The sequence below is a fragment of the Microbacterium suaedae genome (assembly GCF_003254645.1).
GTDB classification, from domain to species: domain Bacteria; phylum Actinomycetota; class Actinomycetes; order Actinomycetales; family Microbacteriaceae; genus Microbacterium; species Microbacterium suaedae.
In genome coordinates this window covers 998,332-1,025,175 of sequence record NZ_PNFD01000001.1, presented here as the reverse complement: position 1 = coordinate 1,025,175, position 26,844 = coordinate 998,332, and the positions used below count along the sequence as shown (strand labels likewise).

Below are 26,844 nucleotides of genomic sequence, written 5' to 3'. Positions count from 1 at the left end.
TCCCCCCCCCCCACTCTCTCTCCGCCCCCCCGGCCCCTGGGGGGGGGGGGCCCGCGGCCCCCCCACCCCTCGAACCCTCCGCGGCGGCGCGCCGCGGTGACCAGATGTGGAGGATGGGATGACCCATTCCAGGCCGATCGTCGAGATGACCGGCATCTCGATCACCTTCCCGGGTGTCAAGGCGCTCGACGGCGTGGACTTCCGGCTCTTTCCCGGCGAGGTGCACACCCTCATGGGCGAGAACGGCGCCGGAAAATCGACGACGATCAAGGCGCTGACCGGCGTCTACCGGATCGACGAGGGCGAGATCCGCATCGACGGCGAGACACGCCGTCTGTCCGGAACCGCCGACGCGCAGGCCGCGGGCATCTCGACGGTGTACCAGGAGGTCAATCTCTGCACCAACCTCACGATCGGCGAGAACGTGATGCTCGGGCAGGAGATCCGGGGCCCGTTCGGCATCGACTGGCGCGCGACGCACCGTGCCGCGCGCGAAGCGCTCGAGAAGCTCGGGCTCGGCCACTTGAACCCGCGGCAGGGCCTGTCGACGCTGCCGCTCGCCCTGCAGCAGCTCGTCGCGATCAGCCGCTCCGTCGTCGCCGACTGCAAGGTGCTCATCCTCGACGAACCCACCTCGAGCCTCGACGCGGCCGAGGTCGAGCAGCTGTTCGGCGTCATCCGGCGGCTGCGCGATGAGGGCGTGGCGATCCTGTTCGTGTCGCACTTCCTCGACCAGGTCTACGCGATCAGCGACCGGCTCACGGTCCTCCGCAACGGACGTTTCATCGCCGAGCACCTCACCCAGGACATCGCCCGCGCCGACCTCATCTCCGAGATGATCGGCCGCGACTCCGCCGCGCTCGCGGGCGTCGGCGCCCGGGGCGACCGCCGCGTGCGCGCCGAGGAGGAGGCCCTCTACTCCGCCGAGGGCATCGCGCGGAAGGGGTCCCTCGATGCCGTGGATCTCGACCTGCATCGCGGGGAGGTCGTCGGCTTCGCCGGCCTGCTCGGATCCGGTCGCACCGAGCTCGCGCGCCTCGTCTACGGCGCCGACAAGCCCGATGCCGGATCCGTGCGGCTCCGCGGGCAGAAGGCCGAGATCTCGAAGCCCGCCGCCGCGCTCGCGCAGGGCATCGCGTTCTCGAGCGAGAACCGGCGCGACGAGGGCATCATCCGCGACCTGAGCGTGCGCGAGAACATCATCCTCGCCGTCCAGGCCAAGCGCGGCTGGGCGCGCCCCCTCCCGCGACGCGAGCAGGACGAGATGGTCCAGAAGTACATCACCGCGCTCGGCGTGCGTCCGGCCGATCCCGAGCGACCCATCCGCAATCTGTCGGGCGGCAATCAGCAGAAGGCCCTGCTCGGCCGCTGGCTCGCGACCAAACCCGACATCCTGATCCTCGACGAGCCGACGCGCGGCATCGATGTCGGCGCGAAGGCCGAGATCCAGGACTACGTCGCGCGTCTCGCCGACGAGGGCGTCTCGGTCGTGTTCATCTCGTCCGAGCTCGAGGAGGTCGTGCGCCTGAGCGACCGCATCATCGTGATGAAGGACCACAGGAAGATTGCGGAGATCGACGGCGGGCCCGACGTGTCGGCCGACTCCATCATCAAGATCATCGCCGAGGACACCTCCGGCATCGAAGACGCGCGGAACGACGCGCGCGAGGAGGTCGCGTCATGAACGACACCGCACCCGGTCCGCTCGGCGCCCTCGTGAGCGTGGTGAAGAACCAGTACATCTGGGGAATCGCCGCGATCGCGCTGCTGCTCATCATCAACCTCATCGGGGATCCGAGCTATCTCGCGATCACCGTCAGCGACTCCGGCGACCTCGTCGGCAACGTCATTGACATCCTGCGCGCGGCCGCCCCGATCATGATGATCGCGGTCGGCATGTGCCTGGTGGTCGCGACGAAGGGGATCGACCTGTCAGTCGGATCCGTCATGGTCGTCGCGGGCGCGGTCGCGATGGAGTACCTCTCGTCGGTCGGATCTCCCGACTCGATCGGGGCCGCGCTCGTCGCCGTCGTCCTCGTCGTCGTGGTGAGCGGCGCGCTCGGCGCCGTCAACGCCATCCTCGTGTCGGTCGTCGGGCTGCAGCCGTTCATCAGCACGCTGGTGCTCATGCTCGCGGGGCGCGGCCTCGCGAAGGTCATCACGAGCGGGCAGAACACCTCGGCGCAGAACGAGGCCTTCTCGTGGATCGCCAATGGGCGCGTTTTCGGATTCCCCGCGATCTTCCTCATTGCGCTGGCGATCGTGATCCTCGTCGGCCTGCTCGTGCGTCGCAGCGCGCTCGGCCTCATGCTCGAGGCGATCGGCATGGACGCGCAGGCGGCCCGCCTCGCCGGCGTCAACCGCCGCGCACTCCTCTTCGCCGTCTACATCTTGAGCGGCGTCCTTGCGGGCATCGCGGGCATCTTCGCGACGGCGACCGTGATGACGGTCGACGTCTCGCGCACCGGTTACCAGCTCGAGCTCGACGCGATCCTCGCCGTCGTCATCGGCGGCACGTCGCTCGCCGGCGGGAAGTTCAATATCACCGGCGCGACGATCGGCGCGATCCTCATCGCGACGCTCGACAAGACGGTCGTCTTCCTCGGCATCTCGTCGTCCGCGACGCCCGCCTTCAAGGCCGTCATCATCATCGCGCTCGTTCTGCTGCAGTCCGAGCGGGTGCGCAGCGCTTTCCGCACGCGTCGGGTCGCGAGACCCCGCGCCGAGAAGAAGAAGGAGGAGGTCGCCGCATGAGCTCGCTCGCCGCGCCCCCTGCCCCGCCCGAGACGGCCGAGCGGCCGTCGCTCGCGAAACGCCTGTCTCTTCACCTTGACGCGCTTCCGACGGTCGCCTCGATCGTCATCTTCGTCGGCATGATCGTGTTCGGGGAGCTGGCCTACGGCCGCATCCTGCAGTTCAACACGATGTCGAACCTCTTCATCAACAACGCGCACCTCATCATCCTGGCCGTCGCGCTGACCTTCGTGATCCTCACGGGTGGCATCGACCTCTCGGTCGGATCCGTCATCGCCGTCAGCAGCGTCGCGGGCGTCATGCTGCTGAACGCCGGGTGGAATCCGTGGGTCGTCGTCGTGCTGATGATCCTCATCGGCTCGGCCTCCGGCGCGATCGCGGGTGTTCTCGTGCAGTACTTCAACGTGCAGCCGTTCATCGCGACATTGGCGATGATGTTCCTCGGACGCGGCCTCGCCTCGATGCTGAGCACCGTGCCCGAGCGCGTCCCGGACGATTCGGCGATGTTGCTGCTCGGCGAGAAGTTCAAGCTCTACGACGGGCCGAAGGTGAACGACATCGTCATCACGCCCGGCGTGATCATCGCCGCCCTCGTCGTGATCGGCGCGTTCTTCGTCCTGCACCGCACGCGGATGGGACGCACCGTGTATGCGATCGGCGGATCCGAGCAGTCGGCCGCGCTCATGGGTCTGCCGGTCGCGGCGACGAAGCTCTGGGTGTACATCATCAGCGGAAGCCTCTCCGGAGTCGCGGCGGTCGTCTACACGTCCCGCCTCGGCAGCGCGCAGAACATCACGGGCATCGGCTGGGAGCTTGACGCGATCGCCGCGGCCGTCATCGGCGGCACGTTGCTCACGGGCGGCGCGGGCTTCGTGCTCGGATCCGTCGTCGGCGCGCTCGTGCTCGGTCTGATGATCGTGCTCATCACCCGCGACGGCTCGGTACCGCCCGAGGCGACGACCATTATCACGGGCGGGATCCTGCTCGTGTTCGTGCTCCTGCAGCGGGCCGTGACGGCCCGCAGACGGGAGTAGCAACAGACGGCCGGCGCGGGTGAACCCCGCGCCGGCCGTCTGCAAGACGCAGCCGGATGGCCTGCTGCACCGACACCGAATCGAGGATGATCATGTCGAAACACTCCCATCGAGCGCGCAGAAGCGTCGCCGCCGGAGCGGCGGGCGCCCTGCTTGTTGCGGCGGCCGTGCCCTTCGGGGCCGCCGCCTCCGCCGCCGAGCTGCCGGAGCCGATTGCGCAGTTCGACTTCGACCAGGCGCCCACGGGCGGCGCCTTCACGTCCGGGGGCGCCACCGCCACCGTGAACGGTACGGCCTCGCTCGTGCCTTCCCGCGACGGGAACGGCACGGCCGCCGAGATCAGCAGCGACTTCTGGCTCGATGTCACGGGCGGCGATGGCGGCTCGCTGCTCGCCGGCCTCGAGCAGGCGACCATCTCGTACGACTCGCTCCCCGCCGAATCGGGGAACGTCGGCTGGACCGTGTTTGCCGCGGCCTCCGCGGATGCGCCCGTCTACCAGCAGGAGCGTTACCTGGGGGTGCTCGACACCTCCGGCGGTATCGATGTCGAACGCTACGACAACGCCGGCGCGCGTGACACCTCCGGCAACCTCTCTGGCCCCGGCGCTGCGGGGGAGTGGAAGCACGTCGACCTCGTGCTCGACGGTCCGGAAGCGAAGCTCTACGTCGACCAGCAGCTCGTCGACACGGCCGCGTCCGGTCCGACGCTCGCCGAGATGCTCGGCGACGCGGGGATCCTGCAGATCGGCAAGGCGAACTGGGGCGGCGGAGAGTACTTCTCGGGTCTGCTCGACAACGTCACGATCTACGACGAGGCGCTCACCTCGGCGCAGCTGGGGCTTCCCGCGCCCGAATCGGTCTCGATCACGGGCGGCGACGTCGCGGACGGCGCCGTGGAGCTCGAGGAAGGCCAGCAGACGGAGCTCACCGCAACCGTCTCGCCGGAGGGCGCGGAGAGCACGGTCACGTGGTCGAGCGCCGATGAGCAGGTCGCCACGGTCTCCGGCGGCACGGTGACCGCCGCCGGACCCGGGACGACCACGATCGTCGCGACGGCCGACGGCGACCAGGCGGTGACCGGGGAGGTCGTGGTGACGGTGACCGAGGTGACGGACGAGCTCCGCGCGCAGCGCGACGCCGACAGTATCGCGACCCCGAACCTCGACGACATCCGCAGCGACATCTCGCTGCCGAGCGTCGGCGCGCACGGCTCCGACATCTCGTGGCAGATCGCCTCCGGGGGCGAGCACGCGACGATCGCGGCCGGCGTGAACGACACGAGCGTCTCGGTGGATGTGAACCGCCCGGCCTCGGGAGACGCCGTCGCGGTGGAGCTCGTCGCGACCGTCACCGCGGGAGAGGCCTCGCGGACGCGCGCGTTCACCGCACGGGTGCAGCCGATGCCCGCAGACGTCGGAGAGGACGAAGCATACGTCTGGGCCTTCTTCACGGGAGAGGGCGTCGGCGGCGAGAAGATCAGCCTCGCGGCCTCGAAGGGCAACGACGCGCTCGACTGGAACACCCTGAATGACGGCGAGCCGCTGTTCACCTCCACGCTCGGCGAGGAGGGGCTGCGCGATCCGTTCATTCTGCGCTCGCCGGACGGCGATCGGTTCTACATGATCGCCACCGATCTGAAGATCGACGGCCGCGAGGGCGGCTTCGCTGGCGCGCAGACGCACGGCTCGCTCTCTGTCGAGGTGTGGGAGTCGAACGACCTCGTGAACTGGTCGGATCAGCGACACATCCAGGTCAGCACGGAGTACGCGGGCAACACCTGGGCGCCGGAGGCGTACTGGGACGAGGAACGGGACACGTTCGTTCTCTACTGGGCGTCGAACCTCTACGACACGACGGACACTGCCGACCGTACGTCGCCGAACTACAACCGAATGATGTACGCCACGACGAAGGACTTCGTGACCTTCTCCGAGCCGCAGGTTTGGATCGACGTGGACCGCCGCGGACAGGCGGGCGCCGGGTCGATCGACGTCACCGTCGCCCAGCACGACGGCGACTACTACCGCGTCTACAAGGACGAGAACAGCATGACGCTCCGCCAGGAGCGCTCCTCGGATCTTCTCGCGACGATCACGGGCAGCTACCCGGGAACGACTGGCGCCGCCGACGAGTGGGTCGAGATGGGCGAGCGCATCGGTGTCGGCCAGGACAACGGCTACGGCGGGACCTTTACGCAGAGCGAGGGCCCCTCGCTGTTCCCCGCGAACCCCGGTGACGTGAACGGCTACGACTACTACCTGTTCGCCGATCAGCCCGACTACCACGGCGGTCCGAACCACTACGTGCCGATGGCGACCCACGACATCACGGACGCGTCCGCGTGGCAGATCATCGGCAACGAGATGCCGCAGTCGCAGTTCCCGCAGAACGCCGATGGCGGTATGCCTCGTCACGGCACCATCGTCCCCGTCACGCGCGAGCAGTACCAGCGCGTGCTCGAGGCCTACGCTCCTGAACTGGCGGTCGCCTCGGTCGACGCGATCGCCGTCGAAACGGCGGCGGGATCCGCTCCGGAGCTGCCGGAGACGGCGCGTCTGAACAAGGAGAGCGGTGCGGCGGAATCGGCGACGGTCGTCTGGGACGAGGTTCCGGAGTCGGCGTACGCCGAGCCGGGCACGTTCACGGTGTCGGGGGTCGCGCAGGACGCCTCGCGTCAGCCCGTCGAGGCGACCGTGACGGTCGTGGAGGCCGCGCCGATCGCGGCGGCGGCGTCCACGCGCTGCATCGCCGGCTCGGCCTACGTCGTCGCGAAGGCGACGAACGCGTCGGCGGATCCGATCGATGCGGAGATCCGGACGAGTTTCGGCACGCGCACCGTGCGCGATCTCGCGCCGGGGAAGAGCGCAACGGCCGCATTCTCGGCACGTTCGGCGGAGATCCCCGCCGGCGATATCGAGGTCATCTCCGGCGACGTCGCCGAGTCCGCCGCCTACGAGGCGGTGTCCTGTGGCTGAGCTCCGAGATGACGACGCCCACACGAACGCGAAGGGAACCATGAGAACGCTCACGCCTCGCCGTGCCGCGACCGCCGTCGCCGTGGTCGGCGCGATGGTCCTCGGCCCCGCGGCGGTCGCCCAGGCCGATGCCCCGACGGACGGGCTCGTCGCCGAGTACCTGTTCGGCCAGGCCGCGGGCGCCGAGGTGCCCAACACCGCCGCCGGATCCGCGCTCGGCGCCGCGACGGTGACGAACGCGGACGACGCCGACTGGACCGGAAGCGCCCTCACGCTGCGCGGAGGGGCGAAGGAGTCCGGCGGCAACTGGGTCGAGCTGCCGGGCGACATCCTCGCCGGCGCCGAGCAGGCGACGGTCGTGGCCGAGGTGCAGGCGTCGCCTGCCATGCTCGACGGCTTCCACTTCCTTTGGAACATCGGCAACGACTCGTCCGACACCGAGTACTTCTTCGCCTCGCTCAACTGCGCGAACGACCGGACTCCGCTCATCGGACTGAAGTCGGGCGGCACCGAGAATCTCGTGGCGTCGGACTCGTGCGGCGTCACGGCCGATCGCTGGGTCAACGTCGCGTCGGTCGTCGACGCCGACGGATCCGCCGAGCTCTACATCGACGGCGCGCTCGCCGCCGAGGGATCGGTCGGGTTCACCCCCGGCGATGTCGTCGACCAGTCACTCAACGCGATCGGCCGCTCACCGTGGCCGGACCCGCTGTTCGAGGGCGCCGTCTCGGCGTTCCGCGTCTACGACCGGGCCCTCGGTGCGGAGGAGGTCGCGGCGATCAGCGCCGACGACGCCGAACGCAATCACGACGAGATCCTCGCCTCGGCGCAGGCCGTGCTCGACGGTCTCGCGCCGTTGCCGGAGAGTGTTGAGGACGACTATCTGGCGCTGCCGACGTCGGGCGGTCAGGTGACCTGGGCGAGCAGCGACGAGTCGATCATCGCGGTCGACGGGCGCGTCACGCAGCCCGAGCTCGGTGCGGATCCTGTGAACGTCACGCTCACGGCGAGCGCATCGATCCGCGGCATCTCCCAGACCGCGAGCTTCGACGTGCAGGTGTCTCCGTCGAGCGCGACGGCGGAGGAACGCGTCGCGCAGGCAGCCGAGCAGTATGTCGTGCCGACGGTGCTCGCCGACGGTGCAGGGCTGCCGGAAGCCCCCGACGGCGTCACGGTGACGCCCGTTGAGGCGACGGGCGTGAGCATCGACGGCGACGCCCTCTCGCTGAACGGTGAAGAGGCGGCAGAGGCGACGGTGACCGTCGAGATCGCACGCGAGAGCGCGCCAGATGTTCCGCTCGCGAAGACCTTCGACGTCACGGTGCTGCCGGAGGGCGAAGCCGCGCGGCTGGCGGCCTACCACCGCACGCCGACGAGCGAACAGGAGGCGAACAACGCCGACGTCGCGTACAGCATGCACCTCGCGCTCGAGGAGACCGAGGGCTGGTCGCCGCTGAACGAGAACTACGGGATCTTCTTCCCGAAGACTTCCGAACCGCTTCCGGCGATGGGGCCGAGCTCGGCCCTCATCCGCAGCCTCAAGGATCCGGCGGTCTTCACGATGCCGGGCGGCGGCTACGGCATCGTCGCGACGCGCATCGCGCGCGGCGGCGGATCCGACGGCACGCAGTCCGATTCCGTGCTGCTCGCGACGTCCGACGATCTGCGCAGCTACGACGAGATCGGCCTGCTCTCGCTCGACGAGGCCGGCGGAGTGAACCGTCCGGCCGCCGTGTACGACTCGGCCGACGAGCAGTTCCGCGTCTCGTGGACGACCGATTCGGGCGCCGAGCGGCACCAGTCGTTCGACGATCTCGTCGCCGCCGTCCAGCAGGGCGAGGAGGGCCAGTCGGCGAGCGGCCGGGCCACCGGCACGACGACGGTGAGCGGCACCGGGATCTCCGACATCGCTTCCGGCGTCGAGCTGACCGTGCCACAGAGCACCGCTGACGGGCTGCTGCAGCGATTCGGCCGCGTCTGGAACACGGGGCACGAGGCGCTGGACGAGGTGAGCGTGTCGGAGGGAACAGGCATCGACACCACGTCGCTGCCGTCGTCGGTGGCACTCGACTACTCCGATGGTTCGACGCGGGAGCTTCCCCTCCACGAGTGGGACCTCTCGGGCGTGGACACGTCGACGCCCGGCACCTATGAGGCGACGGCGACCATCAAGCGCGCCGAGTACCCGACGCCGTTCGCCGACGAGCGGGCGGATCCGTCGGCGTACAAGTACGTCTCGGGCGGCGAGACGCGGTATCTCATGGTGGCGACGAACGATCCGAACCTGGACGTGGTGAATCAGGGCGGCGCGGCATTCCTGCCGATCCGTTCGGCCGACACGCTCGCAGGCCTCGCTGATGCGGCGAACCCGACCGAGGTGCACCTGCTCGACCGTGGTGATGTCGACGCGCACGGCGGCGTGATGACAGGGTGCTTCTGGGCCCCAGAGCTGCACCGGATCGACGGCAAGCTGTCGATCCTGTTCATGCCGTGCTACAACTCCTCGCCTGACTACATGACCGGCCGCGCGTCGATCATGCAGCTGCAGCAGGACGCGAACGGCGACGACTTGGATCCGATGGTTCCTGAGAACTGGTCGACGCCCGAGCACGTGACCCGCGCCGACGGAACTGATCTCAATGCCGTCTCCGGTATCTCCCTCGACATGACGTTCTTCTCGGACGCCGACGGTCAGGCGTATTACGCCTGGCAGCAGGTGTGCGCGACGTGGATCGCCACGGTCGACCCGAGCGATCCGACCCGCGTCACGAGCGAGCCGGTCATGATCATCGAACCGGAATACGCCTGGGACAACGTCTGCGCGGAGGGACCGAACGTCCACACGCGCGACGGGGAGCTCCTCATGCTCTACTCGGGATCCAGCGTGGGCAACACCTACACGACGGGTCTGGCCACGGCGCCGGCGAGCGGCGCCGATCTGACGGATCCGGCGACGTGGCAGAAGCTCAACTACCCGCTGCAGAAGTCGGGCATGTACGACGGCGAGTGGCAGCTCGGCACCGGTCACGGGATGTGGTCGGAGGACGAGGACGGCAATCTGATCTACGTCTTCCACGCCCGCACCGATCACCTCGGGCTCACGGGGCGCGACATGTTCGTGCGCCGCGTCCACTTCGACGCCGAGGGCATGCCCGTGCTCGACATGGAGGCGGACGAGGAGCTCGCCGAGGAGACCGTGAACCTCACGGTCACGGTCACCGCCTCCGACGCGCCGGTCTCGCTCGAGGCATCGACGCGGTGTATCGCCGGGACGGCATACGTCGTCGCGCGGGCGACGAACGACGGCGACGAGCCGGTCGACGTCGACATCGCGACGCCGTACGGATCCCGCACTCTCGCGGATCTCGCGCCGGGCGAGGCTTCGTCGTCGGCGTTCAGCTCGCGGCAGCCGTCTGTCGAGGACGGCGTCGCGACGGGGTCGGCGGGCGGTGCCTCCATCGAGGCGCCCTTCGCTGCCGCCGCCTGCGGCTGAGGCAACCGCGCGGTCCCGCTCTGCGGGGCCGCGCGGCGCTTCCGCGCTTGCGCGATCGGGTCCCGAATCCCTAGGCTTTGATACCGGTAACAATGACTGTCACCACGACCCCTCGAAGGAGAGACATGGTCGCTGCATTCCCCACGACTCGCCTCGCGCAGCGTGCGATCATCGCCGGAGCGGCGACGTTCGGCATCCTCGCGGCCGGCCTCGCGCCCGCGCATGCCGCCGCGGCCGCGCCCACGAGCATCCACGCGGCCGCCGTCACCGAAGCGGATCCCGCCGCGCAGGCGGATCTCGACGCCATCGAGATCCCGAACGCCGACGACATCCGCGGCAACATCACCCTTCCAGCGGTCGGCAGCGTGAACGGCGGCGCGATCTCCTGGTCCGCGTCTCCCGCAGGCGTCATCTCGACGGCGGCCGACGGCGAGGTCGCGCCCGGCGTCGTGACGCGCGGCGCGAGCGACCAGGAGGTCGTGCTCACGGCGGCCTCGGGTGGCGCGACGCGCGAGATCTCCGTCACCGTGCGCGCCGAGCACGAGCTCGACGAGCTCGAGGGCTACGCCTTCTCGTACTTCACCGCGAACACGATCGCGGGCGAGAACATCCACTTCGCCGCGAGCAACGGCAACGACGCGCTCTCCTGGCACGAGGTCAACGGCGGTGAGCCCGTCCTGAGCTCCGAGTACGGCGAGATGGGGCTCCGCGACCCGTTCCTCATCCGCTCGCCCGAGGGCGACACGTTCTACCTCATCGCGACCGATCTCTCGATCGGGCGCGACGGCGACTGGGGCCGCGCGCAGCGGCACGGCAGCCAGCACATCGAGATCTGGGAGTCGCACGATCTCGTGAACTGGTCGGAGCAGCGCCATGTGAAGGTCGCGCCCGACAACGCGGGCAACACCTGGGCGCCCGAGGCCTACTACGACGAGACGCTCGGCGCGTACATCGTGTTCTGGGCGTCGAAGCTCTACGCCGAGGACGACCCCGACCACACGGGCAGCACGTACAACCGCATGATGTACGCGACGACGCGCGACTTCGTCACCTTCAGCGAACCGCAGATCTGGCAGGACGGCATCTCGCGCATTGATTCGACCGTGATCGAGGAGGACGGCGTCTTCCACCGCTTCACGAAGGACGAGGGTGCGGGGACGACGGGCTGCTCCGACATCATTCAGGAGACCTCCGCCGAGCTCCGCGCGCCGCTCGACGAGTGGACGATGGTGGGCTCGTGCATCGGCCGCGACGCCGGCACGAGCGCCGTCGAGGGGCCGACGATCTTCGAGTCGAACCCCAGCGACGTGAACGGCGGCGGGATCCACTACCTCTTCGTCGACGAGTACGGCGGGCGCGGCTACATCCCGCTCGTGACCGACGACATCGCGACCGGAGACTGGGCGGTCGCCGACAGCTACGACCTGCCCGCGAGCCCGCGGCACGGCACCGTCATTCCCGTGACGGCCGCCGAACTCGAGGCACTCTCGGACGCGCCCGACCCCGTGACGTCGAATGAGGACGGCGAGGTGCTGCGCTACGACTTCACCGCCGGTGGGGGCGAGACGCTCGCCGACGTCTCGGGCAATGGGCGGGACGCCTCGATCGTCGGGGCCACCTGGGAGGAGGGCGCTCTCGCCTTCGACGGCGCCGACGACTACGTCGACCTGCCCGACGACGTCCTAGCCGGTGTCGAGGACGTCTCGATCGAGGCGGACGTGCGCGTGGACTCGAGCCAGAGCGGCAACTACTTCATCTGGGGGCTGGGGAACACCGATGCGGACGGCGTCGGCAACGGTTACCTCTTCACGACCGGCGACAGCGCCTATCGCACGAGCATCGCGACGGGCAACTGGTCGACGGAGCAGACGGTGCGAGCCGGATCCGCCCTCCCGCGCGACGAGTGGGTGCACCTCGTCTACACCCTCGAGGGCGAGACAGCCCGGCTGTACCTCGATGGCGCGCTCGTCGCGACGCAGGACGGGGTGACGATCGATCCCGGCGACATCGGGGGCGGGCGCACGAGTGAGAACTATCTCGGACGCTCCCTCTACGCCGCGGACGGGCTCTTCTCCGGCGGTTTCCGCGAGTTCGCGCTCTACGACCGCGCGCTCGCGCCCGCCGAGGTGCTCGACGCCGCCGGTCAGACGGGCGCCGTCACCGATGTGTCCCTCGCGGATCCCGCGAAGCTCGCCGTGGATCCGATCGTCGACGTGGACGCGCGCACGGTGCTGTTCCCCGTCGTCAAGGGGACCGACGTCTCGGCCCTCTCGCCGACGTTCACGATCGCTTCGGGGGCGACCGCGTCGCCCGGATCGGGCGAGGTCGTCGACATGACGGAACCCGTCTCGTACACCGTCACCTCGGGCGAGCAGCAGGCAGAGTGGACGTTCACCGCTCAGGAGGTGACGACGCCCGTGCTCGACGGCTACTACGCCGACCCGAACATCGCGGTGTTCGGCGACACCTATTACATCTACGCGACGAGCGACGGATACGACGGGTGGGGCGGTCAGGACTTCTTCGTCTGGTCGTCGAAGAACCTCGTCGACTGGACCCGCTCGGACGAGCCCTTCCTCACGCTCGACGGCGAGAACGGCGATGTGCCGTGGGCCACGGGCAACGCGTGGGCGCCGACGATCATCGAGCGTGACGGGAAGTACTACTTCTACTTCTCGGGCCATAACCCGAGCGTGAACCGCAAGACGATCGGTGTCGCCGTGGCAGACAGTCCCGAGGGGCCGTTCGTCGCAGAGCCCGAGGCGATGATCCTGAACGACGAAGAGGTCACCTCTGGTCAGGCGATCGACCCCGCCGCATTCCACGACCCGGTGAGCGGGAAGTACTTCCTCGCCTGGGGGAACGGCGGACCGTCGAACGGCCCCGTGCTCGCCGAGCTGAGTGACGACATGCTGTCGGTGAAGACCGGGAGCTTCCAGCGGATGGAGGGGCTCACCGGTTTCCGTGAGGGGCTGTTCCTGAACTATCGCGACGGTCTCTACCACCTGACCTACTCGATCGACGACACCGGGTCGGAGAACTACCGCGTCGGCTACGCGACCTCGACCAGCCTCGACGGCCCGTGGACGTACCGCGGGGTGATCCTCGAGAAGGATCCCGCGCAGGGGATCCTCGGCACGGGGCACAGCTCGATTCTCAATGTGCCGGGCACGGACGACTGGTACATCGTCTATCACCGCCACGCCCTGGACGGCGGCGACGGAACCCATCGTGAGACGACGATCGATCGCCTCGAGATCGGCGAGGACGGGCTGTTCCAGCCCGTGACGCCGACGCTCACGGGTGTGGATCCGCAGCCGGTTCCCGAGATCGGGCCCGAGATCACGACGGACGTCGGATCGCGGTGCATCGCGGGGCGCGTGTTCCTCACCGTGTCGGTGACGAACGCGGGGGACTCGGAGGCATCGGTCGCCGTGTCGACGGCGTTCGGCGAGAAGACGTTCCCGTCGCTCGGATCCGGTGACACGCGTTCGGCGGCGTTCCAGACGCGCCAGGGCGACATCCCGGCGGGCACCGTCGAGGTGGTCGCGACGGACGCGGATGGCGTGACGCAGACCACCGCTGTCGAGTACGAGGGGGTGCCCTGCGGATAGGTGACCGGGGGTGGCGCGGCCGATCGGCCGCGCCGCCCAGCCGTCGTCCGGCGTGAGGCGGGCGATGGCCGATGATGATCGAATCCGACCGAACGGGTTCGATCTGGTGCGATGCCGTTTCATGTGAGACGGCGCCGCGCTTCAATACTCGACGCGGCAGGACGACGGTCGTCCTGTCGACAGGAACCCGGTGGGAGACCACCGAGTGAGGGAGATGCGAAGTGAAGAGCACAGCGATGTGGAAGCGCGTTTCGGCCGGAGTGGCGGGCGGTGCGCTGCTCGCGGGAGTCGCCGGGGCGGCATTCGCGGAGGAGCAGGTCGGCGACGACAACAGCGTCGACGTGTCGGTGTCGATCGAGGACACGGGCGAGGGAACTCTTGCGATGAGCGTGGCGGGCACGTCGACCTCGCTGGCGGAGGCCGAGTCCGGCGATGCGGCCGTGCGCCAGTTCGATGGTGCGCTGCCGACCGTGACCGTGACCGACACCCGCACGGCCGAGGAGATCCCGGAAGGCGCGTTCTGGTACGTGCTGGGCTCGGCCTCGAGCTTCGTCGGCGACGCGGGACAGCCCGAGATCACCTCGGACCACCTGGGGTGGAGCCCCGTGCTGCAGAACGACGACGGATCCGGCAACGTCGCGACGGGCGGCGACGTGGACACCGTGATGGACGAAGGTGACGGCACGCCGAACGACAACGTCGGGCTCGCGGGCCAGGAGCTGCTGGCGATGGCGCTCACGTCGGAGTCGGCGATCGGCTCGTGGGAGGCTTCGGCCGACCTCACGCTGAAGGTTCCGGCGGAGACGGCCCCGGGCGCGTACTCCTCGACGCTGACCCTCTCGCTCTTCGAGTGACCTCTCTCGCGAGTGGCGCGGATGAGCGCCGGCGGCGCGGGGCCACCCGCGCCGCCGGGCGCGATCCGCGCCGTTCGCGAACCATAGTCTGGACAGCATGATGCGCCGATTCGCGTGGATCCTCCTCTTCGGGATCCTGTTCGCCTCCGCCCCGTCGCTTGCCGCGGCGGACACAGAGGATTCGTCGGGGAACGACACGATCACGTGGTCGGTGCGCCCCGCGAACGACGAGGCAGCGGACGGACGCTCGTGGGTCGAGCAGACGCTGGAGCCCGGGGAGAGCGCGACCGAGCGCATGGAGGTGCAGAACTTCGGAGATCAGGACGTCACGTTCACGATCTCGGCCGCAGACGGGTACTTCCGCGACAACGGACGCTTCGCGATGCTCGAGACGGGCGAGCAGTCCGTCGACGCGGGCACGTGGATCGACGTGCAGGACGAGGTGACGGTCGCCGCCGGCGACTCCGAGATCGTCGAGTTCACGACGACGGTTCCCGACAACGCGACGCCGGGCGATCACGCCGCAGGCATCGCCGCGTCGGTCCTGTCGCAGGGCGTCGACGAGTCGGGCGCGGCGGTGGGCGTCGAGAGCCGCATCGGATTCCGGGTGATGACGCGTGTGACGGGCGAGATGGATCCCGCTGCCGTCATCGAATCGGTGACGATGAACTACGAGATGTCGTGGAATCCGCTGTCACCGGGTGACGCCGAGGTGAGCTTCGACGTCGAGAACGCGGGCAATACGCGGCTCATGGTCACGGGATCCGTCGACGCGGGCGGCGCGACCGTCTCGTTCCCGGGCGCCGATCAGATCGACCAGGAGCTGCTCCCGGGCGATCGTCGCGCCATCACAGTGCGCGTCGAGAACGTGTGGCCGCTCTTCTTCGTCCCCGCGGAGGTCGAGATCACGCCGGCCGTCGTGGGTGACGGCGAGGGCACGCCCGTCGACGCCGTGCGCGTCGACGCAGGCACGTGGGCCATTCCGATCCCGCAGCTCATCGTTCTTGCCGGGCTCGTCTTGATCGTCGGCTCGATCGCATGGGGGCGGATCCGCGCGAAGCGACGGCTCGCCGCCCTTCTCGCGGCGGCACGGGATGAGGGCCGCCGTGAAGTGGCCGAGGGAGGTGGCGCGTGAGCGCACACAGCGAGCAGGGCGATCCGCAGGATCCCGGCGGCGTCGAGGTCTCGGTGACCATCGCCCCTCTCGAAGACGGGCCGGGGAATGGGAACGGGAACGGTCCGGGGAACGGGAACGGTCCTGGGAACGGGAACGGGAACGGCCCGGGGAACGGGAACGGGAACGGCCCGGGGAACGGGAACGGGCATGGTCCCGGGAATGGAAACGGGCATGGTCCCGGAAACGGGAACGGGCATGGTCCCGGGAATGGGAACGGCCCCGGGAATGGAAACGGGCCCGGAAACGGGAACGGGAACGGGCATGGTCCCGGAAACGGGAACGGCCCCGGAAACGGACCCGGGAACGGGAACGGACCCGGGAACGGGAACGGAAACGGACCCGGGAACGGCAACGGCAAGAAGCACGGGGGACCTCCCTCGAAGGCGTTCGACGGATCGCAGGCAGCCGCGGGATCCGAGGACGGCGCCGCGATGGTCACGGGCACGACGGCCGATGCCGCGGTGCCGCAGGCGCCCGAAGACGCGAGCTTCCCCTCGGGAATGGGCGACCCGCTGCTCGGCGGCGCCCTGGCGGCGGCGACCGTGTTCACGGCCGTGAAGTGGTGGATTCGCCTCACACGATGAGGTGAACGCCTGCGTCCGCGCGCCGGTGACAAGCGGCGAAGGGACCGGGGGTGATCGAGTGCGATCGTTTCGTTGCGATCGCTCGTCCGGAGCTGGTCTGCTCGTGGTTGCGCAAACATTATCCGCCGGATCATCGTCGATCCGGCCATCACGAAGGAGTGACGTGTGAACAGGAAGACGAAGCTGGCGACCGGAGGGATCCTCGCGGCCGCGCTGACAGCCTCGGCTCTCGCGCCAGCGGCCGCAGAGGTCCCGACGGGGGAACCCGTCACCTACGACGGGTTTCCCGCGATCGTGGATCCGGGAAGCTCCGATCCCGACTACTTCCAGCCGTACTGGTTCGACGACACCGGCTCGCACATCCAGGCCCACGGCGGGCAGATCGTCGAGGCGGAGGAGAACGGGCAGACGGTCTACTACTGGTACGGCGAAGACCGCTCGAACGACTACTACGGCAGCCCCGGGGTGCACGTGTACCGTTCGACCGACGCGATGAACTGGACCGACGAGGGCGTCGCGCTGCGATCGGTACAGAACGCGTCGGACCTCGAGAGCGACTACTTCGACGCCCTCTACGACACCGTCGACGACGCTGGGCAGCCGCGCACCGCGAAGATCGACGAGCTGAACTATCACCTGAACACCAACGAGGCCGCCGAGTACACGACGATCTTCGAGCGGCCCAAGGTGCTGTTCAACGAGCAGACCGACCAGTGGGTCATGTGGTGGCACTCCGATGGGCAGACGACCCCAGGCGGCAGCATGTACGCCCGGTCGATGGCGGGCGTCGCGGTCGCGGACAGCCCGACGGGGCCCTTCACGATGACGGGCGTCTATCGCATGCCGAATCGCGATGACTATCAGGCATGCACATCGTCGGCCGTGCCCGGGCAGGCGCGCGACATGACGGTGCATCAGGACGACGACGGATCGGCCTACATCGTCTACTCGTCGGAAGAGAACTACACGCTCTACATCGCCGAGCTCGACGACACGTACACGAATGTGACGCACACGACGGACGTCGACATGGCCGACGCCGGGCAGTACTCGGCCGACGGGCGATACCCGTATCTCTTCGCCGACGGGACCGCCGCCGCCCCCGTGCGCGGCGACGACTTCCAGATCGTGAAGGAGTGTGGTCACCTCGAGGCTCCCGCCCTCTTCGAGCACGCCGGCACGTACTACGCGCTCGCGTCGGGCGCCACGGGCTGGGCGCCGAACCCGCAGACCTACTACACCTCGAACGACCTGCTCGGTGAGTGGATCCGCGGGGTCGAGGCCGACGACGCGTACGAGAACGTGCGATACGACACCATCCCCGAGGGCGGCGATGGCTTCACCGCGATCGGAGACACGCGGCGTACGACGTTCGGCTCGCAGTCCACGAACGTGTTCGATCTCGGCGACGGCCGCTTCGTCTACATGGGCGATCGCTGGAACTCCGGCGCGGCCGATTCGACCTATGTGTGGCTGCCGCTCACCTTCGGGGAGAACGGCGCCGCGCAGCTGCGCAATCCGGCGACGGAGGATCCGGCGCGCTGGGGTGAGAGCTGGGACGCGAGCTACTGGGACGACAAGGGCCTGGGCGAGGGGATCTGGAGCGTCGTCGACGACCGGCTCCCCGAGCAGGTCGCGACGGGCGAGGACTTTGGCGACCGGCTGCCCGCGACCGTCCCCGTGGACGTGAACGGCGAGGTGACGGAGGTCGCGGTCAGCTGGGACACGACGCGCTTCGACGCGATCGGGCCGCAGACGCTCACGGGAACCCTCGCGGCCGACGAGACCTTCAGCGAGGGGCGCATCTTCCTGCGCGAGATCGACGTGCAGCTCGCGGGCGGCGATCTGTGCCGCGCCGACGGCACGACCGTCTCGGCATCGTTCCACCAGACCGAATGGGAGACGATGCCCGCGGAGTTCGCGTGCGACGGCGACGGATCGACCGCGTGGTCGACCTGGGACGGCGACGCGAAGCAGGACCGGGTGACGTTCACGATCGAACCGGCCGAGACGCACACCGTCGACCTCGTGGCCTTCACGAACATCGAGGGCACGATCGAGGACGTGAGCGTCGACTACCGCGACGCATCCGGCACCTGGCGGGAGACGACGGCACAGGGCGTCGTGCCGAGCACGAACGGCCAGCTCACCTCGATTCCGTTCGATGCGGTCGACGCCTCGGCTGTGCGCCTGACGTTCGATACGCCGGGCTCGTATCTCAAGATCTCGGTGCTGGGTCTCGCGGGCGCCGGTGAGTCGGAGTCGGCGGTGGCCGCGTCGGCCGAGTCTCGCTGCGTCGGATCCCGTGCGCACGTCGTCGTGACGGCCGCGAACGCGGGAAGTCAGGCGGCGGATCTCCTCGTCGAGACGCCCTACGGTGCGCGAACCCTGCGGGATGTCGCACCGGGCGACGCGTCGTCCGTGTCGTTCAACACCCGCGAGGGGCAGATCGCCGCGGGCGAGGCGACCGTGAGCTCGTCGGGCGAGGTCGTGACCGCCGCGTACGATGCGGCCACGTGCCGCTGAGGCGACGTGCCGCGGGCCGTCGGGCTGCTCGCCCGGCGGCCCGCGCGGCTCAGATGTCGTCGCCCTCGGCCTGCGACGGGTGCTTCTCGAACCAGAGGGGGCGCCCGGCGAAGAGGTCGGCGTCGCTGTCGTAGATGTTCTCGTTCATGATGATCTCCTTCATTGGAAACGCATGGATCAGTACGCCTGAGCGCGCTGCTCCACGATCAGGTGGATGAGGGCGAATCTGCCCTCGCGGGTGGCCGCGAGCGCGTCTGCGACGGCTTGCGGGATCTGAGAGTCGTCGTCGACCCGCACGCCATGCCCGCCGAAAGCTTCGGCCATGGCGGCGAAATCGGGATTGAGGAGCTGCGTTCCGGAGACCCGCTCGGGGTGGCGCCGCTCCTGGTGGGTGCGGATCGTGCCGTACTCCGCGTTGTCCATGACGATCACGAGCGGCGTCGCGCCGTATTGACGGGCGGTCGCGAGCTCCTGACCGTTCATGAGGAACTCGCCGTCGCCGGCGATCGTCACGACCTGGCGGCCGGGGAAGTCGAGGCACGCGGCGACGGCCGACGGGATCGAGTAGCCCATGGATCCGTTGCCCGCGCTCACCATCGCGGGGTGTTCGCGGACGGGCATGTATCGGTGTGCCCAGTTGGTGTGCTCGCCCGCGCCGAGCGTGACGAGCGCGTCGCGATCGAGCTGCGGCACGAGATGCGCCATGAGCGAGTCCATGCGGGCGGGGCCGGCGGATCCGGGCGCCGGGAGCGCCGCGAATCGCTCCTGCTCCTGGCGCATCTTCGCCGTCCACGCGCTCCACGCGGGATCGGGCTCGATGTCGAGGGCGACGAGATCGCGCACGAACGCGGCGGGCTTCGCGACGATCTGATGCGACACCGCGCCCGAGCGTCCGCGGAGGAGCGCGTCCATCGAGACGATGAAGTTCCGACTGTCCCAGCCCTGCCGCGCGATGTAGCTCGTGAGCACGTCGCCCGGCAGCGTGCCGATGAAGACGACGAGATCGGTCTCCGCGAACAGGTCGTAGGTCGGCTTCGGGCGTCCGTACCCGATCGGTCCGACGTATGCGGGGGAGTCGCTTCCGACGACGCCCTGCGTGCGCCACTCGGCGGCGGCGGCGATCCCCATGCGCTCCAGCCACCCGGTGAGGAGGCGCGAGGACTCGGGCGTCCAGTCGCTGCCGCCCGTGACGACGAGCGGCTTGCGCGCGACCGCGAGGGCGTCGCGGAGGGCGGTCTGGTCGGCGCGCGAGATGCCGCCCGTGGCGACGGGGATCGGCGGGTGGGGGACGACCGACACTTCCTCGCGGATGATGTCCTCGGGCAGACCCACGACGACGGGGCCGGGGCGCCCCGAGCGTGCCGCGAAGAGGGCCTCGGCGGTGACCTCGCTCGCGCGCTCGGCCGAGTCGAGCACGAACACGCGCTTCGCGCCGCGCTCGAACCATCCGTGGACGTCGAACTCCTGGAATGCCTCGCGCTGGCGGTGGTCCTTGGGGATGAGGCCGATGAACAGCACGAGCGGCGTCGAGTCCTGCCATGCCGTGTGGATGCCGACGAGCGCGTTCGCCGCGCCCGGGCCGCGCGTGACCATGACGATGCCGGGCAGATCGGTGAGTTTGCCCTCCGCGTCCGCCATATAGGCCGCGCCGCCCTCCTGTCGGGTGACGATCGTCTCGATCGACGAGGCGTGCAGCCCGTCGAGCACCTCGAGGTAGCTCTCGCCCGGTACGACGTACGCTCGCGGGATCCCGTGCTCTTCGAGCGTGCGGACGATCGCGTGGCCCGCCGTCTCGGTCGCGCGGGCGACCTCGGTGGTGAGGGGGGCATCGAGCAGATCGGTCACGGTGACTCCGTCGTCGAGAAGTGGCGTTTCTCCGATCATGGCGCCCGGGCCCGACCGTTTGTCGATCAAATTGGGTCAAAGATCCGCATTTCTTTCGATTACGGAATGCCCGACGCGCGTCGGAGCTCGTTCATCTCACGTTCTTGCCGTATTCATAGATCACCATCTATGCTTGGAGAAAAGGAGGCCACCATGACCGACAAGCCCACCGTTCTCTTCGTTTGCGTGCACAACGCGGGCCGCTCGCAGATGGCCGCCGGCTGGCTGCAGCACCTTGCGGGAGACCGCGTCGAGGTGCTCTCGGCCGGAAGCGCGCCGAAGGATCAGATCAACCCCATCGCCGTCGAGGCGATGGCGGAAGTCGGTGTCGACATCGCCGGTCGCGCCCCGAAGGTGCTGACGACGGACGCGGTCCGGGAGTCCGATGTCGTCATCACGATGGGGTGCGGCGACGCGTGCCCCATCTTCCCCGGCAAGCGCTACGAGGATTGGGAGCTCCAGGATCCCGCAGGGCAGGGCATCGACACCGTGCGCCCGATTCGCGACGAGATCCGCGTCCGGATCGAGAAGCTCGTCGACGAGATCGCGCCTCAGGCGTAGGGAAGAGCAGATCATGTCGAGCTTCGAACACGGCCTCGCCGACGTCACGCCCGTCCTCACTCGAGCATCTGAGCGGCTCGCGGCGCGCTTCGACGGCGTCGTGAACGCCGAGACGGTCGAGCGCGTCGTGTTCGAGTCGTACGCGACGCTCGCGCGCACCGCGAAGATCACGGAACACCTGCCGGCGCTCGCCGAGCACTTCGCCGGCGACCGCCTGACGGCGCTCGGGCAGTCGCGGGGAATGATCGCCAAGCCGCATCCCGAGATCCTGTTCGTGTGCGTACAGAACTCGGGGCGCTCGCAGATGGCGGCCGCGCTCACCACGCTCGTCGCGGGGGAGCGCGTGAACGTCCGTTCCGCGGGATCGCAGCCGGGCGAGTTCATCCTGCCCGCCGTGCGCGAGGTGCTGACGGAGATCGGGGCCGACCTCGAGCATCAGTATCCGAAACCCCTCACCGATGACGTGGTGCGTGCCGCCGACGTCGTCGTCACGATGGGTTGCGGCGACGCCTGCCCGCTCTATCCCGGCAAGCGCTACGAGGACTGGGATCTCGACGATCCGGCTGATCTCGACGTCGACGGCGTGCGCCGCGTCCGTGACGAGATCCGCGCTCGGGTCGAGAAGCTTGCGGGGGAGATCGCGCCGAGCGATTGAGGCCCCTCGTTGCATAGAGTGGGATCTATGGATCAGGATCGCGCCCTCGCCGTGCTCGCGGATCCCACCCGCGCGCGGATCCTGCGTCTGATCCGTGGTGCAGACGATGGTCGCCAGTGCGTCACACCGCTGGCCGACGCGCTCGGTCTGCGCCAGCCCACCGTGAGCCACCACCTGCGGGCGCTGCTCGATGCCGGGCTCGTCGAGCGGGCGCAGGACGGGAGGCGCGCCTGGTTCTCGGTCGCCGACGGCGCGGCCGCGCTCGTCGACAGCACCGTGGGGCGCTCCCTGTCGCGAGAGCCCGATCTCGCGCGGGTCTGGCGCGACCTCAGCGAGCGATACCGCGGTGACCACACGCCGGGCACGGTCGCGCACGTCGTCGACGAGAGCGCCGAGATGTTGCGGGCGAGTTCGGCGGATGCGCCGCTGCTCGCCTCGCGGGTCGCGGCGTTCGCGGCCCAGCGTCTCGACGCGCTGCGCGACGTCGGCGCCGAGTCGCGGGCCCCGTCGGTCCTCTTCGTCTGCGTGAAGAACGCGGGCCGCTCGCAGATGGCAGCGGCGATCCTCCGCCACCTCGCGGGCGACGCGGTCGCGGTGCGCACGGCGGGATCCGAGCCCGCCAACGGCATCGCCCCCGCCATCATCGAGGCGCTCGACGAGATCGGCGTGCCCCTGGGGGCCGAGTTCCCCAAGCCGCTGACGGACGAATCGGTGCGCGCGGCCGACGTCGTCGTCACCATGGGCTGCGGCGACGCATGCCCGATCTATCCGGGGATCCGCTACGAAGACTGGGAACTCGAGGATCCGGCGGCCATGCCACTGTCGCGCGTGCGGGAGGTGCGCGACGACATCGACGCCCGCGTCCGCTCGCTCCTCGCCGATCTGCGGGCCTGACCGGGTCCGCTCCTGCACAACGACGCCAATTCTGGCCTGCGGTGGCCGGAGCACCGGCGTGTTGTACGTCTCGGCCAGAAATTGGCGTCGTTGTGTATCGGGGGCGGCCGGGCCGGGCGGCGTGGGTCAGGCGCGGACGGGAGTCGGAGCGGCCGTGGGGCGCGGCGAACGGCGGCGCACGAGGGGGATGAGGAGGGCCGAGCTCGCGAGGGTCGCGGCGCCCAGGATCGTGAACGAGGTGCCGTAGCTCCCCGTCCACTCTGCGGTGAGGGATCCGATCCACGGCGCGACGGCGCCCGCGACCGCGACGGGCGTCGACAGATATCCGGCCAGCACCGCGTAGTGGCGCGGACCCCACAGCTCGCTGATCCCGCTCGCCATGATGAGCGTCGTGACGCCTCGCGCCGCGCCGATGAGCCCGGCGAGCAGCAGCAGGAGCCAGGCGGGGCTCGGCAGCAGCGCGAGCCCGAGCACGGCGAGACCCGAGAACAGCAGCGAGGCGAGAAGGCGCGGCATAACGGGGATCCGGGCGGCGATGACGGGGTATCCGATCCGCCCGAGAATCTGGCCGGCACCGCAGACGCCGATCGCGACGGCTCCGAGGGCGTGCGAGAGCCCGCGCTCCTGGGCGAAGGGAATGAGATTGAGGTTCGCCGCCGCGACGCCGAGCATCCCGAGCGAGACGGCGGCGGTCAGTGCGAGGAACGGCAGCGAGCGCAGCGTGCCGCGCACCTCGGCGCGGTCCGCGGAGCGGGTGTCGCCGCTCTGGGCGCGGGCGCGGTGCGGGAGGAGCGCGAATGCGTGCAGAGGAAGAACCGTCACGGCGAGCGTGACCGCCAGCACGACATACGTCGCGCGCCAGCCAAGCGGATCCGCGAGCGCGCTCACGATGGGCGCGAACACCGTGCTGGCGAGCGCCCCGAAGATCGTCACGGTCGTGAGGGCGCCGACGGGCCTCGGGGAGAACCACGCGGTCGCCGCCGTGAACGCGGCCTGGTAGAGCGTCATCGACATCGCCGCACCGGCGACGAGCCACGACGCGAAGAACAGCGCGAATGTGGGCGACCCTGAGGCCGCGAGCAGCGCCGCGACGGCGATCGCCGTGCCGAGTGTCATGACGCGTCGCGCACCCCAGCGGGACATCGCGTGCCCGACGGGGACGGCGACCGCCGCCTGCACGAGCATCGACGCGGTCAGCGTGCCCATGATCGCCGACGCGCTCCAGCCCTCCTCGCGCGTGATCGCCTCCGCGGCGACCGGCAGCGAGTAGTAGAGGATCCCCCAGCTGATCAGCTGGGACGCGCAGAGGGCGCCGAGCGCGACGGCGCGTCGCACGTCAGCAGCACCCGCCGCCGTCGACGTCGCACACCCCGGTGGCGGGCAGCGCCAGCTCGACGCGCCCCGCTGCCTCGGTGTCGCCGGCGATCCACGCGACGACCGATCGCACCTGCTCGTATCCCGTGCGCAGGAGGAACGTCGGCGCACGGCCGTAGCTCTTCATCCCGACGATGAAGAAGCCCGCCTCGGGGTGAGAAAGCTCGCGGTATCCGTGCGGCTCGACGGTGCCGCACGAGTGCAGATTCGGGTCGATCATCGGCGCAAGCCGGCGCGGGGCCTCGACGATGTCGTCGAGCTCGAGGCGCAGCTCCCGCAGCATGTCGAGGTCGGGCCGGAAACCGGTGTTCGCGACGACGAGGTCGGCGTCGTGGTGGCGTCCGTCTGTCGAGTGCAGGCGCACCTGGCCCTCTTCGTCCGAGAGCGCCGAGATCTCGAAGCTGTCGACGAGCGCCACGCGGCCCGAGTCGACGAGCCGCTCGACACGGGATCCGAGTGCCCCGCGCCCTTCCAGCTCGTCGTCTGCGGTCGTGACCCGCTTCGCGTTCGAGGTGCGGATCAGCCAGGTGACGCTCGTGCCGGGCTCGAGCTTCGCGAGGGTGGCGAGCGCGATGAGCGTGTTCGCCGCGGAGTGTCCGGCACCGACGACCGTCGTGTGCCGCCCCGCGAACCTCGCGCGGTCGCGTCCGAGGACGTCGGGCAGCGGTGGGAGGATGCGGTCCGAGACGTCCTCGAGTCCCAGTGGGGGCAATCCGCTCGAGCCGAGCGGGCTCGGGTGCGACCAGGTGCCCGACGCGTCGACGACGGCCCGGGCCGCGATGTCCTCCGCGGATCCGTCGGGGTGCGTGAGTCGCAGGGCGAACGGCACCTGGCTGCGGCCGGTCGTGCGGGTGCGATCCATGCCCTCGCGCGAGACGGCGGCGACCTCCGTGCGCAGGCGGATGTGCGGGGCGATCGCGGGGTGCGCCGCGAGCGGCTCGAGATAGTCGGCGACGAGCGCGGCGCCCGTCGGGGCGACGGCCGCGGGCGGATCCTCCCAGCCGGTGTCGGCGAGCAGGGTGCGCGCGGCGTCGTCGACGAGGTGCTCCCACGGCGTGAATAGGCGCGTGTGGCCCCAGGCGCGCACGGCGTCGCCGATCGCGGATCCCTTCTCGAAGATCGTGAATGCGATGCCGCGCTGCGCGAGGTGGGCCGCGGTCGCGAGGCCGACGGGGCCGGCGCCGATGATCGCGACGGGCAGCGTGTCGAGGCGCGACGAGGCCTGGACGCGCGGGGTGAGGTCGAGCAGGGTCATGGGATCCTCTCCATCGAAAGGTGTCGATGCTTCATCGTGCTCGCTCTATCGATACTTGTCAATATCGAATACCATCGATGCATGCCCACGGAACTGCCGGTCCTGAACCAGCCTGACAGCGACGCCTGCTGCGCGCCCCTCGTGCGCGAGCCGCTCGGCGCCGACGATGCCGCGAGCCTTGCGATCCGCATGAAGGCGCTCGCGGATCCGACCCGCCTGCGCCTGCTGTCGATCGTCTCGGCCTCGGAGGGCCACGAGGCGTGCGTGTGCGATCTCACCGATCCCGTCGGCCTCAGCCAGCCGACCGTGTCGCACCACCTGAAGATCCTCGCCGACGCCGGCTTCCTGTCGCGCACGAAGCGCGGCACGTGGGCGTACTACGCGCTCGTTCCAGGAGCGCTCGAGTCGATCGCCGAGGTTCTCGCGCCGTGACCTCGGCGCGCTCGCTCGTTTCCGCTCGACCCCAGGAGACCTCCGCATGACCGAGGCGACGCCCGCCCCCGTCACCCCCGACGCCCCAGCGATCCTGCCCGACCGCATGACCCTGCCGCGCGAGCTGACGGCCGAATTCACGGGATCCGCGTTGCTCGCGACCGTCGTCATCGGATCCGGGATCATGGCGCAGCGACTGTCCGATGATGTGGGGCTGCAGCTGCTCGAGAACGCGATCGCGACGGCATTCGGACTCGCGGTGCTCATCGCGATGTTCGCGCCGATCTCGGGCGCCCATTTCAATCCCGTGGTGACGCTCGCCGACACGATCCTGGGAGGCAAGACGCGGCGCCAGGCGCTCACGTACATTCCGGTGCAGATCGTCGGATGCATCGCGGGCGCCGTGCTCGCGAATCTGATGTTCGCCGAGGCGGCCGTGAGCTGGTCGACGACCGAGCGGGCGACGCCGTCGAACCTGTTGAGCGAGGTCGTCGCGACGGCCGGACTCGTCGCCGTCATCTTCCTGCTCGTTCGCACGGGCCGCGGCGCGCTCGCCGCCCCCGCCGTGGGGGCGTACATCGGCGGCGCCTACTGGTTCACGGCGTCGACGAGCTTCGCGAACCCCGCGATCACCGTGGGCCGCATGTTCAGCGACACCTTCGCGGGCATCGCCCCCACCTCGGCTCTGCCCTTCATCGGCGCCCAGCTCGCCGGCGGAGCGCTCGGCCTCGCCCTCGCCGTGTGGCTGACCCCGCGACGGGGGTGAGTGGCTGGCCGG

At 69.6% G+C, this 26,844-nt stretch carries 18 protein-coding genes; 15 read left to right on the top strand and 3 right to left on the bottom strand.

Annotated features, from left to right (window positions below; translation table 11 throughout):
* The first annotated feature begins 118 nt into the window (after positions 1-118).
* The 10 genes from C0012_RS04595 to C0012_RS04550 all read left to right on the top strand — a co-directional run bounded on the left by C0012_RS04595 (position 119) and on the right by C0012_RS04550 (position 19,011).
* Positions 119-1,684 carry a sugar ABC transporter ATP-binding protein gene (locus C0012_RS04595; protein WP_110589545.1) on the top strand — a complete coding sequence of 522 codons (1,566 nt, stop codon included), beginning with the start codon at positions 119-121 and terminating at the stop codon, positions 1,682-1,684.
* A complete protein-coding gene (locus C0012_RS04590) occupies positions 1,681-2,754 on the top strand; it encodes an ABC transporter permease (RefSeq protein ID WP_110589546.1) in 1,074 nt (357 codons plus the stop codon). Before C0012_RS04595 ends, C0012_RS04590 begins: the two co-directional genes overlap by 4 nt.
* Positions 2,751-3,788: an ABC transporter permease gene (locus C0012_RS04585; RefSeq protein WP_110589547.1), complete on the top strand. Its 1,038-nt coding sequence runs from the start codon at positions 2,751-2,753 to the stop codon at positions 3,786-3,788. Before C0012_RS04590 ends, C0012_RS04585 begins: the two co-directional genes overlap by 4 nt.
* A 92-nt stretch (positions 3,789-3,880) precedes the next feature.
* Positions 3,881-6,763 carry a LamG-like jellyroll fold domain-containing protein gene (locus C0012_RS04580; protein WP_162621882.1) on the top strand — a complete coding sequence of 961 codons (2,883 nt, stop codon included), beginning with the start codon at positions 3,881-3,883 and terminating at the stop codon, positions 6,761-6,763.
* On the top strand, positions 6,756-10,256 hold the full coding sequence (locus C0012_RS04575; protein WP_162621883.1) for a family 43 glycosylhydrolase: 3,501 nt from the start codon (positions 6,756-6,758) through the stop codon (positions 10,254-10,256). Before C0012_RS04580 ends, C0012_RS04575 begins: the two co-directional genes overlap by 8 nt.
* Before the next feature lie 125 nt (positions 10,257-10,381).
* Positions 10,382-13,870 carry a family 43 glycosylhydrolase gene (locus C0012_RS04570; protein ID WP_110589550.1) on the top strand — a complete coding sequence of 1,163 codons (3,489 nt, stop codon included), beginning with the start codon at positions 10,382-10,384 and terminating at the stop codon, positions 13,868-13,870.
* A 221-nt stretch (positions 13,871-14,091) separates the two neighbouring features.
* A complete protein-coding gene (locus C0012_RS04565) occupies positions 14,092-14,724 on the top strand; it encodes a hypothetical protein (RefSeq protein WP_232527772.1) in 633 nt (210 codons plus the stop codon).
* A 97-nt stretch (positions 14,725-14,821) separates the two neighbouring features.
* A complete protein-coding gene (locus C0012_RS04560; RefSeq protein ID WP_110589551.1) occupies positions 14,822-15,859 on the top strand; it encodes a WxL protein peptidoglycan domain-containing protein in 1,038 nt (345 codons plus the stop codon).
* 473 nt (positions 15,860-16,332) lie between these two features.
* Complete coding sequence (locus C0012_RS15380) at positions 16,333-16,485, top strand: hypothetical protein (RefSeq protein WP_162621884.1); 153 nt, start codon at positions 16,333-16,335, stop codon at positions 16,483-16,485.
* 165 nt (positions 16,486-16,650) lie between these two features.
* On the top strand, positions 16,651-19,011 hold the full coding sequence (locus tag C0012_RS04550) for a family 43 glycosylhydrolase (RefSeq protein WP_232527771.1): 2,361 nt from the start codon (positions 16,651-16,653) through the stop codon (positions 19,009-19,011).
* Between the two features lie 177 nt (positions 19,012-19,188).
* On the opposite strand, the gene C0012_RS04545 is transcribed toward C0012_RS04550, so the two are convergent.
* Positions 19,189-20,895 (bottom strand): thiamine pyrophosphate-dependent enzyme, encoded by a 1,707-nt coding sequence (locus tag C0012_RS04545; RefSeq protein WP_110589552.1) that lies wholly within the window; start codon positions 20,893-20,895, stop codon positions 19,189-19,191.
* 153 nt (positions 20,896-21,048) lie between these two features.
* Between C0012_RS04545 and C0012_RS04540 the strand changes: the two genes are divergently transcribed.
* Genes C0012_RS04540 through C0012_RS04530 form a run of 3 tightly spaced genes read left to right on the top strand, consistent with a single transcriptional unit; the run spans position 21,049 to position 23,005 of the window.
* Positions 21,049-21,456, top strand: coding sequence for an arsenate reductase ArsC (locus tag C0012_RS04540; protein WP_110589553.1), 408 nt, complete (start codon positions 21,049-21,051; stop codon positions 21,454-21,456).
* A 13-nt stretch (positions 21,457-21,469) separates the two neighbouring features.
* Positions 21,470-22,111, top strand: a complete 642-nt coding sequence (locus tag C0012_RS04535; protein WP_110589554.1) for an arsenate reductase/protein-tyrosine-phosphatase family protein — start codon at positions 21,470-21,472, stop codon at positions 22,109-22,111.
* 27 nt (positions 22,112-22,138) lie between these two features.
* Positions 22,139-23,005: a metalloregulator ArsR/SmtB family transcription factor gene (locus tag C0012_RS04530; RefSeq protein WP_110589555.1), complete on the top strand. Its 867-nt coding sequence runs from the start codon at positions 22,139-22,141 to the stop codon at positions 23,003-23,005.
* 126 nt (positions 23,006-23,131) lie between these two features.
* On the opposite strand, the gene C0012_RS04525 is transcribed toward C0012_RS04530, so the two are convergent.
* Complete coding sequence (locus C0012_RS04525) at positions 23,132-24,340, bottom strand: MFS transporter (protein ID WP_110589556.1); 1,209 nt, start codon at positions 24,338-24,340, stop codon at positions 23,132-23,134.
* A 1-nt stretch (position 24,341) separates the two neighbouring features.
* Positions 24,342-25,634: an FAD-dependent oxidoreductase gene (locus C0012_RS04520; protein ID WP_110589557.1), complete on the bottom strand. Its 1,293-nt coding sequence runs from the start codon at positions 25,632-25,634 to the stop codon at positions 24,342-24,344.
* 81 nt (positions 25,635-25,715) lie between these two features.
* On the opposite strand from C0012_RS04520, the gene C0012_RS04515 reads away from it, so the two are divergent.
* Both C0012_RS04515 and C0012_RS04510 read left to right on the top strand, forming a co-directional pair.
* Positions 25,716-26,066 (top strand): ArsR/SmtB family transcription factor, encoded by a 351-nt coding sequence (locus tag C0012_RS04515; protein ID WP_110589558.1) that lies wholly within the window; start codon positions 25,716-25,718, stop codon positions 26,064-26,066.
* Between the two features lie 106 nt (positions 26,067-26,172).
* Positions 26,173-26,832, top strand: a complete 660-nt coding sequence (locus C0012_RS04510; RefSeq protein WP_110589759.1) for an aquaporin — start codon at positions 26,173-26,175, stop codon at positions 26,830-26,832.
* Positions 26,833-26,844: the final 12 nt, after the last annotated feature.

What these genes read in the sequence shown, in the direction of transcription:
- C0012_RS15380 (WP_162621884.1), top strand. Translation starts at nt 16,333, where the DNA reads ATGGTCACGGGCACGACGGCCGATGCCGCGGTGCCGCAGGCGCCCGAA.
- C0012_RS04530 (WP_110589555.1), top strand. Translation starts at nt 22,139, where the DNA reads ATGGATCAGGATCGCGCCCTCGCCGTGCTCGCGGATCCCACCCGCGCG.
- C0012_RS04520 (WP_110589557.1), bottom strand. Translation starts at nt 25,634, where the DNA reads ATGACCCTGCTCGACCTCACCCCGCGCGTCCAGGCCTCGTCGCGCCTC.
- C0012_RS04570 (WP_110589550.1), top strand. Translation starts at nt 10,382, where the DNA reads ATGGTCGCTGCATTCCCCACGACTCGCCTCGCGCAGCGTGCGATCATC.
- C0012_RS04545 (WP_110589552.1), bottom strand. Translation starts at nt 20,895, where the DNA reads ATGATCGGAGAAACGCCACTTCTCGACGACGGAGTCACCGTGACCGAT.
- C0012_RS04540 (WP_110589553.1), top strand. Translation starts at nt 21,049, where the DNA reads ATGACCGACAAGCCCACCGTTCTCTTCGTTTGCGTGCACAACGCGGGC.
- C0012_RS04585 (WP_110589547.1), top strand. Translation starts at nt 2,751, where the DNA reads ATGAGCTCGCTCGCCGCGCCCCCTGCCCCGCCCGAGACGGCCGAGCGG.
- C0012_RS04510 (WP_110589759.1), top strand. Translation starts at nt 26,173, where the DNA reads ATGACCCTGCCGCGCGAGCTGACGGCCGAATTCACGGGATCCGCGTTG.
- C0012_RS04580 (WP_162621882.1), top strand. Translation starts at nt 3,881, where the DNA reads ATGTCGAAACACTCCCATCGAGCGCGCAGAAGCGTCGCCGCCGGAGCG.
- C0012_RS04560 (WP_110589551.1), top strand. Translation starts at nt 14,822, where the DNA reads ATGATGCGCCGATTCGCGTGGATCCTCCTCTTCGGGATCCTGTTCGCC.
- C0012_RS04535 (WP_110589554.1), top strand. Translation starts at nt 21,470, where the DNA reads ATGTCGAGCTTCGAACACGGCCTCGCCGACGTCACGCCCGTCCTCACT.
- C0012_RS04595 (WP_110589545.1), top strand. Translation starts at nt 119, where the DNA reads ATGACCCATTCCAGGCCGATCGTCGAGATGACCGGCATCTCGATCACC.
- C0012_RS04590 (WP_110589546.1), top strand. Translation starts at nt 1,681, where the DNA reads ATGAACGACACCGCACCCGGTCCGCTCGGCGCCCTCGTGAGCGTGGTG.
- C0012_RS04515 (WP_110589558.1), top strand. Translation starts at nt 25,716, where the DNA reads ATGCCCACGGAACTGCCGGTCCTGAACCAGCCTGACAGCGACGCCTGC.